Here is a 15,743-nt window from a genome sequence, read left to right on the forward strand (position 1 = left end):
AGAGGGACACACGTGCGACTGTCAGGGATCGAGGAAGGCTTCGTGCGCCCGGGGCTGTCCGGAACGATCGGCTCCGCCACGCTGTACACGGGCAAGCCCTTCGACCTGGCCGAACTCCGCTCCCGTGTCGGTGAGCGGTGGGGTGCGCTGGAACGGATGCACCAGATCCTGATGCCGTCTCCCCGGTCAGCGGCGCTGTTCGGCCACCGCTGGGCGTTCGCGGGACCGTTCGATCCGGCCGCACACGTCATCTCGTGCGCGCAGGAGGTAGAGCCGCTCCTGGCCGCGGCGGTGGTCCGGCAGCTACCTCCCAACCGGCCCCCCTGGCAGCTCCTGGTACCCAAGGCCACACCCTCCGGCGGACAGCCCCTGGTGCTCCTTGCCCACCACGCGCTCCTCGACGGCAGCTCCCTCACCACCCTCTATCGCCTCCTCATGGACGACCCCGGCATCCGCGTCCGTGCACCGAAACCCGCCCTGACGCCGCCGCGGCCCCGCGTGCCGGTCACGGACCTGATCAGGGAGTGGCGTAGCAGCAACTCCCCGGGACAGCCTCTGCCGCTGGCACCCGGCGAATGCCGCCCCGCCGTTACCGTCACCCGGCTCGACCCCGCCGTGATGCGCTCAGCACGGCGTCAGCCCGCAACGGGACGGGGCGCGACGCTGAACGAACTACTCCTCAGCGCCCTGGCCGGTGCCCTTCCCACCTGCTACGACACCCTCACGTCCCGGCCCTTGGACGCCGCGCCCCTCTACGTGAGAGTGCCCGTGGACCTGCGCAGCCCGGACGAGACACAGGCGCTCGGCACCCTCCTCACCGCCCTCCGCGTCCCGCTGCCCGTGGACACCGATTCCCCGGCCGACCGCCTGCGGACCTGCCAGCACCTGATGTCGGCCCTGAACCAGCGATGCCATGCCCACCGCACGGCCCTGCCCGTCCTGGAAGGCATCTCCCGTGCCGCACCCTGGCTGACCGCGACGCTGACCAGGCGCATGACCCGGCCCGAGGTGAACACGGCGGTGTGCACGGCGTTCAAGTGGCGAGACGGCCCGAGCCGCCTGCACGGCCGCCGCCTGACCGGCATCATTGCCCTGCCCCCGCTGTCTCCGCCCGCCTCCGTGAACCTCGCCCTCACCCAGAACGCGGAAACCTACACGCTCACGGTCGTGAGCCACCTCCGTCCCGGGGACTCCCAACTGCTCGCCAACACGGTGACAGAGGAACTGACAACCATGGCTGCGATGAGCACCTGACAGGGCGCAATGTCCACTCGCTGTACCCACCTGTCCCGTCAACCCCACCAGCCCCGCCCTCACCGGCCCACATGCACCGCGGCAGCCCACCGGCGACGAGTTTCCGCCTCTTGACGGCCACCGGGCATATGCGCTCCGAGTGTGCGCCGCCACCCTCCCCCGCCGTCCCGGCCGACCCCGGGCCCGCCGCGCTCCACCTGCACGACAGGCGGCCTCCGGAGTGGTTGAGCGCGGACCTCATCGCGGCCCGCCGGCCGCTCCCGGCCACTGCTCCGGACGGCGTTCCCAACAGACCGGGGTGCCTGATTCCGCCATCAACTACCCGGTTGTCTAGACCCATTGACAGCACTTCTGGCGCTCCCTAGTGTCCCTAATACCGGAATACGCTCGAACAACGTCACCGCACATCGATCATGCGTGGGGGGTTCGTGAACAGCACACCAGGTGTCGGCGAAATCGGAATGGCAGCCCCCCAAAATCGTGAAGGTCTGCCAATTGTCAGCCTAGATCAGGCGCACTCTCCCCAGAAGGTCCTCGCCCACGGTGAATTGCTGCGTCGATTCGTGGCGGACCAGGAGATCAAGCCGGTTCACATGCGGATCGGCATCATGGGCGCCTGCAACATGCGGTGCAATTTCTGCAACTTCCACTCCCCCAACGAAGAACAGTTCTACGACCTGTTCTCGTTCAAGGACTCGATCGCCACCGACAAGGCAGTGACCCTGCTGCGCGAATTCGCCGAGAACGACGGACGCGCGGTCACCTTCTGCGGCAGCGGCGAGTGCACCATCCACCCCGGGTACGCGGAGATCTGCCGGGCCGGGCACGCGGCCGGGCTGCGGATCGGCCTGATCACCAACGGCTCGCGCCTGGGCCGCCCGAAGGTCGCCGACTGCGTCGCCGAGACGCACACCTGGGTCCGGATCGGCCTGAACGCCGGCACGGAAGCCACCTTCGACGACATCACGCGGGACCGCGAGCAGACGTTCTCGAAATTCATCGGCTCGGTCGGCAAGCTCAGGGAGCGGGCCGTCGACCCCGACTTCCGCATCGGCTTCAACTATGTGATCACCCTGCAGAACTACCGGGAAATCATGGAGGCGGCCCGTATCGCCCATGAGTCCGGAGCGCATTACGTGCGCTTCGAGCCCGAATTCTACAGCGCACTCGGGCACGAGACCATCGAATCCGTGATGCCGGAGATCTCCGAATCCCTCACCCGCGCCGCCGAACTCTCCACCGACGCCTTCGAAGTGTCGGTGCCGAAACTCGACCGCGGCCCGATGGACCAGGTCGAAGAGGTAGAGGGCGACTTCGAGCGCTGCCACTACAGCCGTTTCGTCACGGCCGTCGGCGCCGACGGAAATCTCTATCCGTGCCCGCAGGTGCATCTCAACAGCCGCTATCTGATCGGCAATGTCGTCGAACAGGGATACGCGGAAGTGCTCGAAGGCGGACCGCGCGCCGAGTGGGAAGCGTCCAATCCGCGCAGGACCGACCTGTGTAAATCCTGCTTCTACCGCCCGCAGAACGAACTCCTGGAACTCCTCAAACGCGGCCAGATCAAACTGGACGAGGCCCTGGACGCCTACGCGCTGGAAGTGCCGAGCACCTTGCACGGCGACTTCGTCTGAGCGCGCATGCAGCTACGTCACGTCCAGCGGCTCCTCGCCGCCGAGCCGGTCCTGCGGCACGCCAAGAGCACCGACGAGCACGCGGCCCGGGCCCGCCGGGTCCGTGCCGTCGTCGAACGGCTCGCCCGCGTGGAGCGGGCCCCGCTCGTCATCGCCGGGTCGACCGCCTCGGCACGCGACGGCCTCCGCCACGAACGGCTCCTGTTCGAGTCCCCCGTACGCGGCTCCTTCCACGGCACCCTCCTCGCGCCGCCGGACACCGCGCGGGGCCCGGCCGTCCTCGTCCTCGGCGGCAAGAACGCCCGCCTCGACCAGCTCACCGGGGACGTGCCGCCGGACCACCCCGACCGCAATGTCGCCGAACACCTGGCGCGGGCCGGCTTCGTCACGCTCTCCTTCGACCACGGCATCGGCGGCGGCATGGACGCCGCCCGCAGGGCCGGGCGGGACGAAGGGGCGCTGCTGGCCCACGCGTTCGCCCTCACCGGCCGCTCCCTGCTCGGCGCCCTCGTCGGCGACGCCCTGGGCGCGCTCGACGTCCTCGCCGCGCATCCGCTCGTCGACCCGTGCCGCGTCGGCCTCTTCGGCCACAGCCTGGGCGCGGCGGTCGCCCTGCACACGGCGCTGCTCACCGAACGCCGGGGCATCCCGCTCTGCGCGGCGAGCCACGTCGGCAGCTATCCGGCCCTGTACGAACGGCTGTTGACCGGCTACGAGGGGGCGGTGCTCCCGGGCATCCTTGAGTACGCCGACCTGCCCGACCTGTACGGCGCCCTCGCCCCGGCCCCGCTCCAGCTCCAGTACGGCACGGCCGACTCCTACCTGGAACCGGCCGACGCGCGGGCCGCCGCCGACAGCGTCCGGGAGACGTACGCGGCCGTCGGGGCCGACGCGGAGATCCACGGACTCCCCATGGGGCACGGCACCCACGTCGGCCACGCGGCGGACTTCTTCACCCGCACGCTGCCCGAACCGGCCCCCACGAGCGCCTCGGAACCTGTCGCAGGCCTCGAAGTGCCCGCGCAACGCATCCACTTCGAGATCTGCGACCGGCGCGCCGTGCTCGACCGCGTCGACGCCGCGCTCGCCTCCGGCATCCTGACCCAGGGCCCGCAGGTGGCCCGCTTCGAGGAGCTCGCCCGCCCCTGGACCGGCGCGGACACGGCGGCGGTCGCCTCCGGCTCGGCGGCACTGGAGATCGCGCTGCGCATCATCGGTGTGGCGGGCCGCACGGTGCTCGTACCGGTCAACACGTTCTTCGCCACGGCGGCCGCCGCCGTCCGCGCCGGGGCGTCCGCACGCTTCGTCGACATCGAGCTGGACGGCCTCGGCATGGACCCGGACGCGCTGCGCGCCGCCCTCGACCGGCACCCCGACACCGCCGCCGTCCTGCCGGTGCACATCGGCGGCATCGTCTCGCCCGCGCTCGAAGCGGTGCTCGCGGAGTCCCGCGACCGTGGCATCCCCGTGGTGGAGGACGCCGCGCACGCCCTCGGCGCCACCCTCGACGGGCATCCGGCCGGGAGCTTCGGCCGGTTCGGCGCCTTCTCCTTCTTCCCCACCAAGGTCGCCGTCAGTGGCGAGGGCGGGCTGCTCTGCGCCCCGTCGGCGGACGACCTGGAGCAGGTGCGGCGCTGGCGCGACCACGGCAAGAGCGCCCAGGGCTCCACGCTGCACGACCGGCCCGGCGGCAACTGGCGGCTGAGCGAACTGCACGCCGCCGTCGGCACGGTGGACCTGGAGCGCTTCTCCCGCACGCTCGCGGCCCGCCGTGCGCTGGCCGCCCGGTACGACGCGCTGCTCGCCGAGGTACCGGGCGTCCGGCCGCACGCCGTGCCCGGGGCCGCGGGCAGCAACTTCTACAAGTACCTCGTCTACCTCGACGCGGACGGGCCCCTCGACCGCCCGCTCCTGAAGAAGCGGCTGCGGGAACGGCACGGTGTGTCCCTGGCCGGCGAGGTCTACGACCATCTGCTGTGCGACCACCCCTACTTCGCGCCACAACGGCGGCAGGACGCCGGGGACGGTCCGTTCGAGCGGGCCCGCTGGTTCGCACGGCACCACGTCGCCCTGCCGCTGTACCCGTCCCTCACCGAGGCCGAGCAGATACGGGTGGCCCACGCGCTCCGCAGCGAGCTGCCGTGACAGCGGTGCTCCGTGCGTTCCGCAGGGGTGAGTGGCGGCCGTCGCTGGACCGGGAGCCCCTGCCCGGACCAGCCGGCCGGGAGCTCTCGCTGGTGCCGGAGATCGTCGCCGACGCGGACCGCCGATGGTGGGACGGCACGCTCCCCGACCTGCCCCCGCTCACCCGAAGACGTGAACACCTGCTCTCTGCCGTGGAGTTGTTCGATCACGCGACCCTCGCCGTGGGCGGTGTCGGCGAGCAGAGCGCCGAGGACTTCCGCGCGGCCCTGTGGGAGAGCGCGGGGCTGCCGCGACCGCTGGTCGACCGGTGGTGCGCGATGCTCCGTGACGGCCTGCTCGCACGGGGCGACGCCCCCGAGCCCGACGGCCTGCTCGCCTTGGTCGCGCTGCCGGGCAACACCTTCACCTGCCTGGAGTCGGTCTGCGACCAGGCGGAGCGCTCGGCCGGCGTGTGGGTGCGCCCGAGCCGCCGCGAACCGCTCTCCGCCGCCCGGCTCGTCGCCGCCCTCCTCGCGGCGGGCTGGCCCCCGGCCCGCGTCGGCCTGTACCCCGCCGCCCAGGGGACCCTGAAGGGGCTGCTGCGCCTCACGGACCGGCAGGTCGTGTACGGCGGCGCCGGGCTCGCCGCGTCGGTCCGCGACTCCCCCGGGCTCACGCTGCACGGTCCCGGCCGGGGCTGCGCCCTGGTGCCCCCGGGCATGCCGGCCGACGAGGCCGTGCCCTGGCTGCTGCCGCTGGTCGCGGCGGACTCCGGACGGTTCTGCAGCAACGTACGCACCGTCGTCTGCGAGGCACCCGGCGCGGCAAGACCCCTGGCACTGGCCCTGGCCGCCGCCCTCGACGCCCTCCCGCCCGACGGGGAGTTGCCGCTGTCCGCCTTCCGCGAGCCGGGCGCGGCCGAGAGCGCGGCGCGCACCGTCAGTGACCGCCTGCGCCCCGGCGACCGCGTCCTCACCCGCCTGCCGCCCGTCACCCGCAGCACCACGGACGACATGTACGCCAGGCCACAACTAGCCCTGTTGGAAGGGCACTTCTCCGCCGCGGACGCCTCCCACCCCCTCATCGGGCACGAGGTCCCCTTCCCCTTCGCCACCGTCCTGAGCGCTTCCCCCGAGGCCGTACGGGCCATCACCGCCGAGTCCCTGTTCGTGTACCGCCCAGCGAAGTGAGGCCCGCATGACCACCGTCCTCGGCGCGCTGTCCGACACGCTGCGCGCCCGCGTCCCGGAGCTGGCCGTCGGCCTCGACGCCTGGACGCGCCGCATGATGCGCTGGCACTTCGACCCGAAGACCGGCAGCCGCTTCTGGCTGACGCGCCGGGACAAGCTCGGCTTCGACCCGATCCGGGACATCGACACCTTCGCCTCCCTCGACCGCTTCGGGCTCTTCGACAAGGCCGAGCTGCGCGCCGCGAAGGCCCGCGACCTGTACCCGCGCGGCTACCGCGACCGGCCCTTCCGGGTCTTCGAGACCGGCGGCACCACGGGCGCGCCGTGCCGGATCGTGAACGTCACGCGCCTCGCGTACGACGTGGAGATCTACCGCACGGTGCTCGAGGCGCGCGGCGTGGCGGGCGGCGACGTGCTCGCGATGACGCCGGGCGGCCCGCACGCGTACGGGCACTTCGTGGAGGGGCTCGCGGACAGCTGGCGCGGTGCCGTGCACGCCATCGACTTCGATCCGCGCTGGGTGAAGGCCGCGCTGCGCTCGGGCGGCGCGGCCGACGCGTACACCGGGCACCTGATCGACCAGACGCTCGCGCTGCTCGCGGCCGAGCGGCCCACACTGCTCTTCACCACCTCGCGGCTGCTCGTGGAACTCGCGATGCGGCTGCCGCGCCCCCTGCACACCTACGGCATCCGGGCGGTCTGCACCGGAGGCACCTCGTGCACCGCCGCCGAGGCGGAGTTCCTGCACGAGGAGCACCTGCCGGGCGTGCAGTGGATCGACACCTACGGCAACACCCTGGTCGGCCACGCCCTGCAGGCCGACGCCGTGCCGGGCGCGCCCGTCGTGCCCGGCGGAACCGGCCACTCCTATCATCTGCCGCCGCCCTTCGCGGTGTTGAAGGTCGTCGACCCGGCGGACCCGTGGCGCGAGGTGGAAGTCGGACAGCGGGGCCGTATCCGGGCCACGACTCTCCTCGAAGACCTCTTCCTGCCCAATCTCCTGGAGCGGGACAGCGCGGTGAGGACCGGGCCGCACCCGTGGTTCCCCTGGGACGGGGTCGCCGCGGTGCGGCCCTTCCAGGAGTCCGCGGACGCCGAGGAGGCGGTGGAAGGCGTCTACTGACCGAAGGATCGAGGGACACCCATCGTGAATCTGTCATCGAACGGCTTACCCATACCCTTCACGCCGGAGCTCTTCGGCCCGCTGCGCCCCAGTGCGCGGCTGCTGTCACGGGGGAATCCCGGCGCGCTGCGGGAGCGGCTGCACGCGGACGGCTATCTGTATCTGCCGGGGCTGCTCGACCGCGCCGAGGTGCTGCGGCTGCGCGGGCAGTACTTCTCGCTCTTCCCGCCGGACCTGCTGGCCTCCAGCACCGGCCCGGTGGACGGCGTCTTCTCCGGCCGGGTGCCCGCAGGGGTTCCCGAGTACGGCGTGGCGGGGCACCCGGCCTACGCGTTCGTGCGCTCGGCCCCCTTCGCCCACTTCGTCAGCAACCCCGTACTATCCGACCTTGCCTGCCAACTCCTCGACGGAAAGGCGGAGATGCTGCCACGCCGCATCCTGCGCCACTTCCACCGGGGCACCCGGCGCGCCTCCCGCGCCCATGTCGACCACGACTACATGGACGAGGGCTCACCGCGCGTCGTCACCTTCTGGATCCCCGTCGGCGACTGCCCGCCGCAGACCGGCTCCCTGGTCTATCTGGAGGGCTCCCACCGGCTGCCGCCCGAGGAATACGCGCCGCTGCGCGACGTCACCGACCGGCCCGGCGACCGTCGGCAGATCTGCCACGATCTGGAGCTGACCGCCCGCACGCTCGGCCGCCGCTGGCTGTACGCCGACTTCCGCGCGGGAGACGTGATGGTGCATGTGCCGCGCGTCATCCACGCGTCCCTGGACACGACGACGGACGCCATGCGGCTGTCCGTCGACGCCCGCTTCGTACGCTCGGACGACACCCCGGACCCTCGCTGGCTGCGGCCCTGGTCGGCGGACGACGGGGCCTGAGGGCTCAGGCTCTCAGCCCCAGGGCCGCACCGCCCGTCCGCCCGCCGCGTCCGAGCGCTCCGCCGCGATGATCACGTCGTCGACCAGCAGGGCCTCGGCCACCGGGCAGACCGGGTCGGCGCCGGTCGCGACGGCGGTCGCGAAGTCGGCGAGCAGCGGCTGGTGCGGGTTGGCCGCGGGCGGCAGGAAGAGCGGTGCCGGTGCCCCGGCGGCGCCTTTTGTCCGTGGCCCCGCGGCGCCTTCCACGCGCCCCGAGTCGAGCGGATCCAGGGTCACGGTGCGGCCGCCGCCGGTGAGCCGCATCCGGTCCACGGGCGGCCCGTCCCCCCACTCCACGAGGCAGTGCGCCCGCAGCCCCGACCGCCAGCGCAGAGCGACTTCGGCCTGCCGCTCGGCTCCGCGCGGGAAGCGTCCGCCGAGCCGCGCCGTGATCTCGTACGGCCGTCCGAACAGATGGAGCAGCAGGTCGATCCGGTGGCTTCCGGCGTCCGCGAGGACACCGCCGCCCGACACGGCGGGGTCGGTGCGCCAGCGCATCGGGTCGTCGGGCCCCGGCGCGAAGGCACACCGGAAGCGCACCTCCACCCGGTCGGGCGTCCACCCGCCGAGTTCCTGGCGCAGCCGTCGCACGGCGGGGGCGAGCCTGCGGTAGTAGGCGACGCCCGCGCGGGGCCCCGCCGTGCCGAGCGCCCCGCCGGTGCCGAGGCCGCCGGCGAGCGGTTTCTCGATCAGTACGGGCAGTCCGGCCGCCAACACGGCCCGGGCGAGCGGCACATGGCCGACGACGGGCGTCGCGACGTACACGGCGTCGACGTCGGCGAGGAGCACGTCGGGGTCGCCGCCCGAGCGCGCGACGGAGAACCGCTCGGCGGTGCGCGCGGCGCGGCGCGGGTCACGGCCCCAGAGGGCCACCGGCTCCTCGCCGAGCGCGTGCAGGGCGGGCAGCACGCGGCGGGTGACGATGTCGCCGTATCCGGCGATGCTCCACTTCAGGGGACGATCGCCACCTTCAGCGTCTCGGCCGGAGGGCCGTCGTAGGGGGCCTGTTCGGCGTCCGGGTAGAGGGAGCGGCTGGCGGAGAGCTGTTCCATGGCCTTGGGGAGTTCGTCGAGGGGGTAGGTGTGCGTGTGCAGGTCGGGCAGGCGCAGGGCGTCGGTGCGGCGGTGGGCGAGGCGTTCGGCGACGGCGAGCGCCTCGGCGCGGGCGGTGTCCAGGGGTTCGGCGGAGCTGTGCACGCGCAGGCCTTTGCGCTCCCAGGTGACCAGGTCGAGAGTGACGTGCGTGTCCACGTGGTGGGTGCCGAGGAGGACGACGAGGCCGTTCTGCCGTACGAGTCCGACGCAGGCGTTGAGGGTCGTGGGGGTGCCGACGGCGTCGACGGCCACGTCGAAGTCCGCGCCGACGGCGGCGAGTTGTGTCGCGCTGCCGTCCACGCGGCGGACCGCGTCGGCGCCCGCCGCGGCGGACCGCTCCAGTCGCCAGTCGTCGAGGTCGACGGCGACGGCCTCGGCGGCGCCGCGCGCCACGGCGACCCGCAGCGCCAGCTGCCCCACCGGCCCCTGTCCGACGATCGCGACCCGGTCGCCGAGCCGGACGCCCCGGGTGGCGTGCACGGCGAGCGGCAGGAGCTGCAGGATCGCGCCTTGCTCGAAGGGCACGGAGTCGGGCAGCGCGCCGACGGCCACCTCACGGGCAAGCGCGAAGTCGGCGTACCCGGTGGTGAGCGGCGTCCGTACGAAGACCCGTTGGCCGGGCACGACCCGGCGCACACCGGCCCCGGCCGCCTCGACGACCCCGGCGACCTCATGGCCGAAACAGCCCTGCGAGCAGTGCTCCCGCAGCCCGTGGTAGTGGAAGTAGGCGAGGTCGCTGCGGTTGCAGACCGTACAGGCCCGCACCTTGACGAGTACCTCGAGCGGTCCTGGTTCCGGCACCGCGACGTCGGTCACCAGCCTGATGTCGCGCCTGCCGACGAGCTCGTACCTGCGCATGAGCCTCTCCCCTTCACCGGATGCGACCAGCGGAAGTCCCAAGGATTCCCCAACTCGCGCCCCGCCATGGCGCAATCGCCCGGCTCGACCGGTTCGGACGCCTTGACAGCCCTGTTCGGTACGAGCCAATATCCACTATCCGATTGGCCTGGACCAATGGGCAGGAGCCCCACCGCACATCCCGTGCACCGTACGCCTCAGGCACCGCCTGCCGCTCCACCCCGAGCCACGCACCCGCATCAGCCGTACCCGCAACTTCGGAGGTCGCGCCATGGCATCGAGCAGTGACCCGACTCTGGAGCACCTCGCCAACTCCGTGCTGCAGCCCGGCTTCGAGGGCACCACGGCCCCCGACTGGCTGCGCCGCAGGATCGCCGAGGGCCTGGGCTCCGTCGTATTGTTCGCGCGGAACATCGAGACGCCCGAGCAGGTCGCGCGGCTCACCTCGACCCTGCGCGCGGAGAACCCCGACCTGATCGTCGCCATCGACGAGGAGGCGGGCGACGTGACCCGCCTGGAGGCCTGGACCGGCTCGTCCCGGCCCGGCAACCTCGCCCTCGGCGCCGTCGACGACATCGACCTGACCGAGCGCGTCGCCCACGACATCGGCCGCGACCTGCACGCCGCCGGCGTCTCCCTCAACTTCGCGCCCAGCGCCGACGTCAACTCCAACCCGCTCAACCCGGTGATCGGCGTGCGCTCCTTCGGGTCCCGCACCGACGTCGTCTCCCGGCACACCGCCGCCTGGATCCGCGGCTTGCAGCAGGCCGGCGTCGCCGCCTGCGCCAAGCACTTCCCCGGCCACGGCGACACGGTCGTCGACTCGCACTACGGCCTGCCGCAGGTGAAGGGCTCCGCCGAGGAGATCGCGCTCACCGCGCTGCCGCCGTTCATCGCGGCGATGGAGGCGGGTGTCCGGGCGGTCATGACCGCGCACCTGCTCGCCCCGGCCTACGACCCGGACCTGCCCGCGACCCTCAGCCACCACATCCTGGTGGAACTCCTGCGCGGGGAGCTCGACTTCGACGGTCTGCTGGTCACCGACGGCATCGAGATGGGCGCGGTCACCGACCGCTACGGCATCGACGGGGCGACGGTGAAGGCGGTCGCCGGGGGCGTGGACGCGGTCTGTGTGGGCGGCGAGAGCGCCGACGAGGCCACATTCGACCTGCTCTCCACGGCCCTGGTGAAGGCGGTGCTCGACGGCTCGCTCCCCGAGGGCAGGCTCGTCGAGGCCAGCGGACGCGTACGGGAGTTCGCCGCCTGGTCCGGCGAGCGGTCCCGGGCCGTGGCCCGGGACGCCGGGCCCTCCGACATCGGCCTGGTCGCGGCGCGCCGGGCCGTACGGGTGCGCCATCGCCCCGGCACCGCGAACGCCGCGCTCCCGCTCGCCGGGACACCGCACGTCGTGGAGCTCTCCCCCACGATGAACCTCGCCATCGACGGCAACACCCCCTGGGGCGTCGCCGTCCCGCTGCGCGACCTGCGCCCGGGCACGACGTCCGTCCGCCTGACGGAGCCCGAACTCGACCGCGCGGAAGACCTCCTGGACCGCGAGGTCCTGACCCCGGCGACGGGCCGGGCCCTGGTCGTCGTGGTCCGCGACGCGGCCCGCCACCGCTGGATGACCGACACCCTCAGCCGCATCCTGCGCTGCCGCCCCGACGCCCTGGTCGTGGAGATGGGCGTCCCGGTGGGCAACGCGTTCGGCGCCACCCACCTGGTCACGCACGGCGCCACCCGGGTGTCGGGCATCGCGGCGGCGGAGCTGCTCGCCGGCGCCACGGGCTGACCACGCCCGCCCCTTCCGGGAGGCCTCCGGAGCCCCGTCTGCCCGACGGCGGTCCGGAGGCCCGCACTCTCACCCCTTCAGCGGGCCGTCGCAGCTGAAGTTGGCGCTGCCCGCGCGGCCGTCGGACCAGATGTCCACCGTGCCGAACGAGCAGTTCATGTCGGCCAGGTTGTTGTCACCCGCCGCGGACCGGTCGAGAACGAAGTAGTCGACCGTCTCCGACATGTCCTCGAAGACGGCGTCCGGGTCGCCGGACGCGCGGAGGTTCGCGGTGATCCGCCCCGTACAGGTGTACCGCGGCCGCTCCGGCGCCCCGTTGGAGCGGCAGGCGGGCGTGATGCCCGTGGTGGCCGCGAAGGAGGCGCGCACCTGCTCGGCGGCGGTGTCGCGCAACTCGCCGACCGGCACGTACGTCGTGTCCGGCACGAAGAGGTCGTCGACGTGCGCGATCTGCTTGTCGAGGAAGGCGTCGTACTGGCTCTGCAGAGCGCCGTCCCTGCCGAGCCGGGTGCGCCAGGCGTCGAAGCCCGCCGGGTCGTCGGCCCGCAGCAGGCGGTACATCTCCTGGAGCAGCGCGGGGCGTTCGGTCCACAGGAACTCGAAGAACGTGCCCGCGTAGTCGTAGAAGCGGAAGCCGTCACCGTCGTACGTGGCGTGCAGCAGCTGATCCACGGTCATCCGGGGGCCGCCCTTCGCCGTGTCGTCGATGATGCCCTGCACCAGCGACTTGCGGACCTTGATCCCGTCGTCGCGGGTGGCGCCGTCGAAGAACTCGGCCGTCCCCTCGTCCATCGCGGTCGTCCGGTCGCCCTGGTACCAGGGGCCCTCACCGAAGAAACCGGGCACCGCCCAGCGGCCGTTGAGGTAGTGCGTGTACTCGTGGCGGAAGAGTTCCTCCAGCGTCAGCGAGGAGTCCTGCGGGACGCGCCGCTGGTAGGTGTAGAAGGTCGCGCCGCGCTCGATGTAGACGCCGCCGTTGTTGGTGTCCATCCCGGTCAGGAGCGGGTGGTAGTTCTCGTAGTCGGCGCGCGAGGCGTAAAGGACCGTCGTCAGGCCGGTGTTGGGGTCGTCGGTGAGGGGCTCCTCGGTGCCGACGACACGGTGGAAGTGCGCCTTGACCTGCTTGCTCGCGTAGTAGAGCTGGTCGACGGTGCCCCGGTCGAGCGCCGTGCGCACCTTCATGCCGCCCTTGTCGTACGTGTAGGTCTGCGGGAAGAGGCGGCGCTCGATGTCGGCCTTGCACACCTTGTAGGGCGCACAGGCACCGAACTCGTTCAGCCAGGTGGCGACCTTCGCCCAAGGAGCGCTGCCCTCACCGAAGTTGCGGGCGGTGACGGCCACGAGGCCGCCGAGCCCGGAGACGATCTCGCTCGTGAGCCCCTCGATCTGGCCGAAGCGCCCGTATTCGCTCAGCGCGTCCCGCACCACCCAGGCGTTGCCGGTGCCCTTGAGGTGGGTGTAGGTGCCGAAGGCTTTGAAGGCGGCCCGGTACGAGGGGTCGGCCTTGACCGCCGCGTGGAAGGCCGCGTCCTGGTTGCCGGGATAGACACCGAGGTAGTTCAGGGAGAGCGCGGCCAGCGCGGAACCGGCCCAGGCCGCGTCCTTCGCCGTCTCCGGATGAGCGGCGTCCATGGTTACCAACACACGCTTGATCAGAGGTAGTTGGTGTTGCCGAAGCCCCGGGGCGCTCGCTGCGTAGAGCGCCTCGCGCAGCGAGTCGGCATTGGTCCGGGTCACGTCGAAGGTGCGGCCCGCGGAGCCGAACGCGGCGACGGCGCGACGCATGGCGTCCACGGTCGGAGCGTCGGTGACGTCGATCTCGTCGTGCGAGAAGTCCTGGTAGGCGACGGCGTGCAGATAGGTGAGCATCTCCAGGAGATTGCTGCCGTTCTTGCCGTCGTGGGCGGGGGCCAGCCGGGCGATGCGGCCGGAGACGGCCTGGACGTGTGCGTCCGACATGACGGGGGCGAGCCGCCGGTCCCAGCTCCAGACAAGGGTGCGCAGACAGCCGTCGGCGGTGACGGCCGGGTCGGCGAGGAAGTCGGCGAACCGCTCGGGCGACAGGCCGGTGACCCCGTCGAGGGTGCACGGCGCGGCATCGGCCTTCGCCGTGTGCCGCTCCTTCGGTTTCGGCGTACGCGCGCCCGGGATGCGGCCGTCCTTGAGCCCGCCGGGCGCCGGGACCTCGTAGGCGCTCGGCTCGGGCGCCTTCGCCCTGCGGTCGACGACGTCCAAGGGGTTCGGCGCGGCGGGCCCGGGCGGTGTCGCGGCGGCGTGGGGCTTCGCTGCCACGGGGGAAGGCTCGGCCGCGTAGGCGAACTGGGCGGCCGGGACGCAGAGGGCCGCCGCTGCCGCGCCGGCGAGCACGGATCTGCGCAGGGTTCGTAGACGTATCTGGGACACCGAGTACTCCTGTGTGGGAGGTGGGGGCGTGTGGTGCTGTCCATGCGGTGCGGTCAGCATCAACTGACGTTCACGCAGCGGGGTTTGAGCGGCTGCCTCATGGCCACCGCTGCGTCATGTGATGCGTAACGTAGTAATGTGATATTGCACTGACAACCCCTCAGACACCGCTAACCGCCCTGGACTTCAGAACTCAGGAGGACGATGCGGAACCCGCCCCCGGCTCGCGCAGCGTGCGCAGGAGGAGCCAGCCGAGCGCGGGCAGCGCAATGAGTGGCGCGAGAGCGACCCGCAGGGAAGCGGCGTCGGCGACGGCGCCGATCAACGGGCTCGCGAGGCCACCGATGCTCACGGCCAGCCCCAGAGTGACGCCGCTCGCGGTCCCCATCCGCCGGGGCAGGTAGTCCTGGCCGAGGGTGATGTGCAGAGAGAACGGCACGTACAGACCGGCCGAGGCGAGCGCGACGAAGGCGTACAGGAGCGGCCCCGGCACGAGCACCACCCCTGCCACCGCGAGGACCGTAAGGGCGTACGACCACCGGACGACCGGGAGGCGGCCGTGCCGGGTGGCGAGCCGTCCGCCCACGACGGTGCCGACCGCGGCGCCGAGGTAGAGCACGAACAACGCGACCGTGCCGGAGACTTCACCTCCGCCGGTGCGCTCGCGCCCGTACAGCGCGATGAACGTGCTCAGTCCGGTGAAGACGATCGAACGGCAGACGATGGCACCGGACAGCCTGACGAAGGACGGCCAGTCGTCCTCGGCGACCGCCACGGGACTCGCCTCTCGGGGAGCCGCCGCCTCCCGCGCCCTGACGCTCCGCAGCGCGGCCACGCACAGCACCGCACCCGCGAGGGCAGGCACGACGAGGAGCGGCGACGCCCGCAGGCCGCCCGTGGCGACGACGACGGAGACCAGCAGGGGCGCGGCCGCGAAGCCGACGTTGCCGCCCAGCGAGAACCAGCTCATGGCGGTGTGGCTGCCTCGGCCCGCCTGCCGGGCCAGCCGCGCGGCCTCCGGGTGGTACGCGGCGACGCCGATGCCGGACACGGCGACGAACAGCAGGGTCAGCACATAGCTCCCGCCCACCCCGGCGAGGGCGACCCCGGCCCCGCCCACCAGCGTGCTCACCGGAAGCAGCCACGGCATCGCCCACTTGTCGGTGAGCGCGCCGAACAGCGGCTGCACCACGGAGGAGAGCAACGAGGCGGCCAGCACGATGCCGGAGGCGGCGGCATAGGTGTAGGAACGCTCCGAGACGAAGAACGGCACCAGGGCGGCGACGGCCCCCTGATAGACGTCCACGCAGGCATGGCCGAGCGAGAGCAGGGCGATGGGGCGGGGGC

At 72.4% G+C, this 15,743-nt stretch carries 11 protein-coding genes; 7 read left to right on the top strand and 4 right to left on the bottom strand.

Annotation, left to right across the window (positions count from 1 at the left end):
• Positions 1 to 12: 12 nt before the first annotated feature.
• The 6 genes from ACFVYL_RS01210 (at position 13) to ACFVYL_RS01235 (ending at position 8,210) form a co-directional block, all read left to right on the top strand.
• Positions 13 to 1,254 carry a WS/DGAT domain-containing protein gene (locus ACFVYL_RS01210; protein ID WP_389712193.1) on the top strand — a complete coding sequence of 414 codons (1,242 nt, stop codon included), beginning with the start codon at positions 13 to 15 and terminating at the stop codon, positions 1,252 to 1,254.
• Positions 1,255 to 1,682: 428 nt separating this feature from the next.
• Entirely contained in the window at positions 1,683 to 2,888 is a 1,206-nt protein-coding gene (locus tag ACFVYL_RS01215; RefSeq protein ID WP_389712194.1) for a radical SAM protein, read from the top strand.
• A gap of 6 nt (positions 2,889 to 2,894) precedes the next feature.
• Positions 2,895 to 5,033: a DegT/DnrJ/EryC1/StrS family aminotransferase gene (locus ACFVYL_RS01220; RefSeq protein WP_389712195.1), complete on the top strand. Its 2,139-nt coding sequence runs from the start codon at positions 2,895 to 2,897 to the stop codon at positions 5,031 to 5,033.
• Positions 5,030 to 6,202 (top strand): hypothetical protein, encoded by a 1,173-nt coding sequence (locus ACFVYL_RS01225; protein ID WP_389712196.1) that lies wholly within the window; start codon positions 5,030 to 5,032, stop codon positions 6,200 to 6,202. Before ACFVYL_RS01220 ends, ACFVYL_RS01225 begins: the two co-directional genes overlap by 4 nt.
• 7 nt (positions 6,203 to 6,209) lie before the next feature.
• Complete coding sequence (locus ACFVYL_RS01230) at positions 6,210 to 7,325, top strand: hypothetical protein (protein WP_389712197.1); 1,116 nt, start codon at positions 6,210 to 6,212, stop codon at positions 7,323 to 7,325.
• Between the two features lie 24 nt (positions 7,326 to 7,349).
• Positions 7,350 to 8,210, top strand: a complete 861-nt coding sequence (locus ACFVYL_RS01235; RefSeq protein WP_389712198.1) for a phytanoyl-CoA dioxygenase family protein — start codon at positions 7,350 to 7,352, stop codon at positions 8,208 to 8,210.
• Between the two features lie 12 nt (positions 8,211 to 8,222).
• Here ACFVYL_RS01235 and ACFVYL_RS01240 read toward each other — a convergent pair whose 3' ends face one another.
• Positions 8,223 to 9,203 carry a Gfo/Idh/MocA family protein gene (locus tag ACFVYL_RS01240; protein ID WP_389712441.1) on the bottom strand — a complete coding sequence of 327 codons (981 nt, stop codon included), beginning with the start codon at positions 9,201 to 9,203 and terminating at the stop codon, positions 8,223 to 8,225.
• Positions 9,200 to 10,201, bottom strand: a complete 1,002-nt coding sequence (locus tag ACFVYL_RS01245; RefSeq protein WP_389712199.1) for a zinc-binding dehydrogenase — start codon at positions 10,199 to 10,201, stop codon at positions 9,200 to 9,202. Before ACFVYL_RS01245 ends, ACFVYL_RS01240 begins: the two co-directional genes overlap by 4 nt.
• A 271-nt stretch (positions 10,202 to 10,472) precedes the next feature.
• Between ACFVYL_RS01245 and ACFVYL_RS01250 the strand changes: the two genes are divergently transcribed.
• Complete coding sequence (locus ACFVYL_RS01250; RefSeq protein ID WP_389712200.1) at positions 10,473 to 11,993, top strand: glycoside hydrolase family 3 protein; 1,521 nt, start codon at positions 10,473 to 10,475, stop codon at positions 11,991 to 11,993.
• A 69-nt stretch (positions 11,994 to 12,062) separates the two neighbouring features.
• Here the strand turns inward: ACFVYL_RS01250 and ACFVYL_RS01255 are convergent, their stop codons facing one another.
• Both ACFVYL_RS01255 and ACFVYL_RS01260 read right to left on the bottom strand, forming a co-directional pair.
• The gene (locus ACFVYL_RS01255; RefSeq protein WP_389712201.1) at positions 12,063 to 14,396 is read right to left on the bottom strand and encodes a collagenase; all 2,334 of its coding nucleotides are present in this window, start codon (positions 14,394 to 14,396) and stop codon (positions 12,063 to 12,065) included.
• A gap of 193 nt (positions 14,397 to 14,589) precedes the next feature.
• Positions 14,590 to 15,732, bottom strand: a complete 1,143-nt coding sequence (locus ACFVYL_RS01260; RefSeq protein ID WP_389712442.1) for an MFS transporter — start codon at positions 15,730 to 15,732, stop codon at positions 14,590 to 14,592.
• Between the last annotated feature and the right edge of the window lie 11 nt (positions 15,733 to 15,743).

The sequence above is a fragment of the Streptomyces sp. NPDC058308 genome (assembly GCF_042880275.1).
In the GTDB taxonomy this organism is placed as follows: Bacteria; Actinomycetota; Actinomycetes; order Streptomycetales; family Streptomycetaceae; genus Streptomyces.

Coding starts and splice junctions, on each gene's coding strand:
- ACFVYL_RS01220 (WP_389712195.1), top strand. CDS start 2,895: ATGCAGCTACGTCACGTCCAGCGGCTCCTCGCCGCCGAGCCGGTCCTG.
- ACFVYL_RS01230 (WP_389712197.1), top strand. CDS start 6,210: ATGACCACCGTCCTCGGCGCGCTGTCCGACACGCTGCGCGCCCGCGTC.
- ACFVYL_RS01245 (WP_389712199.1), bottom strand. CDS start 10,201: ATGCGCAGGTACGAGCTCGTCGGCAGGCGCGACATCAGGCTGGTGACC.
- ACFVYL_RS01250 (WP_389712200.1), top strand. CDS start 10,473: ATGGCATCGAGCAGTGACCCGACTCTGGAGCACCTCGCCAACTCCGTG.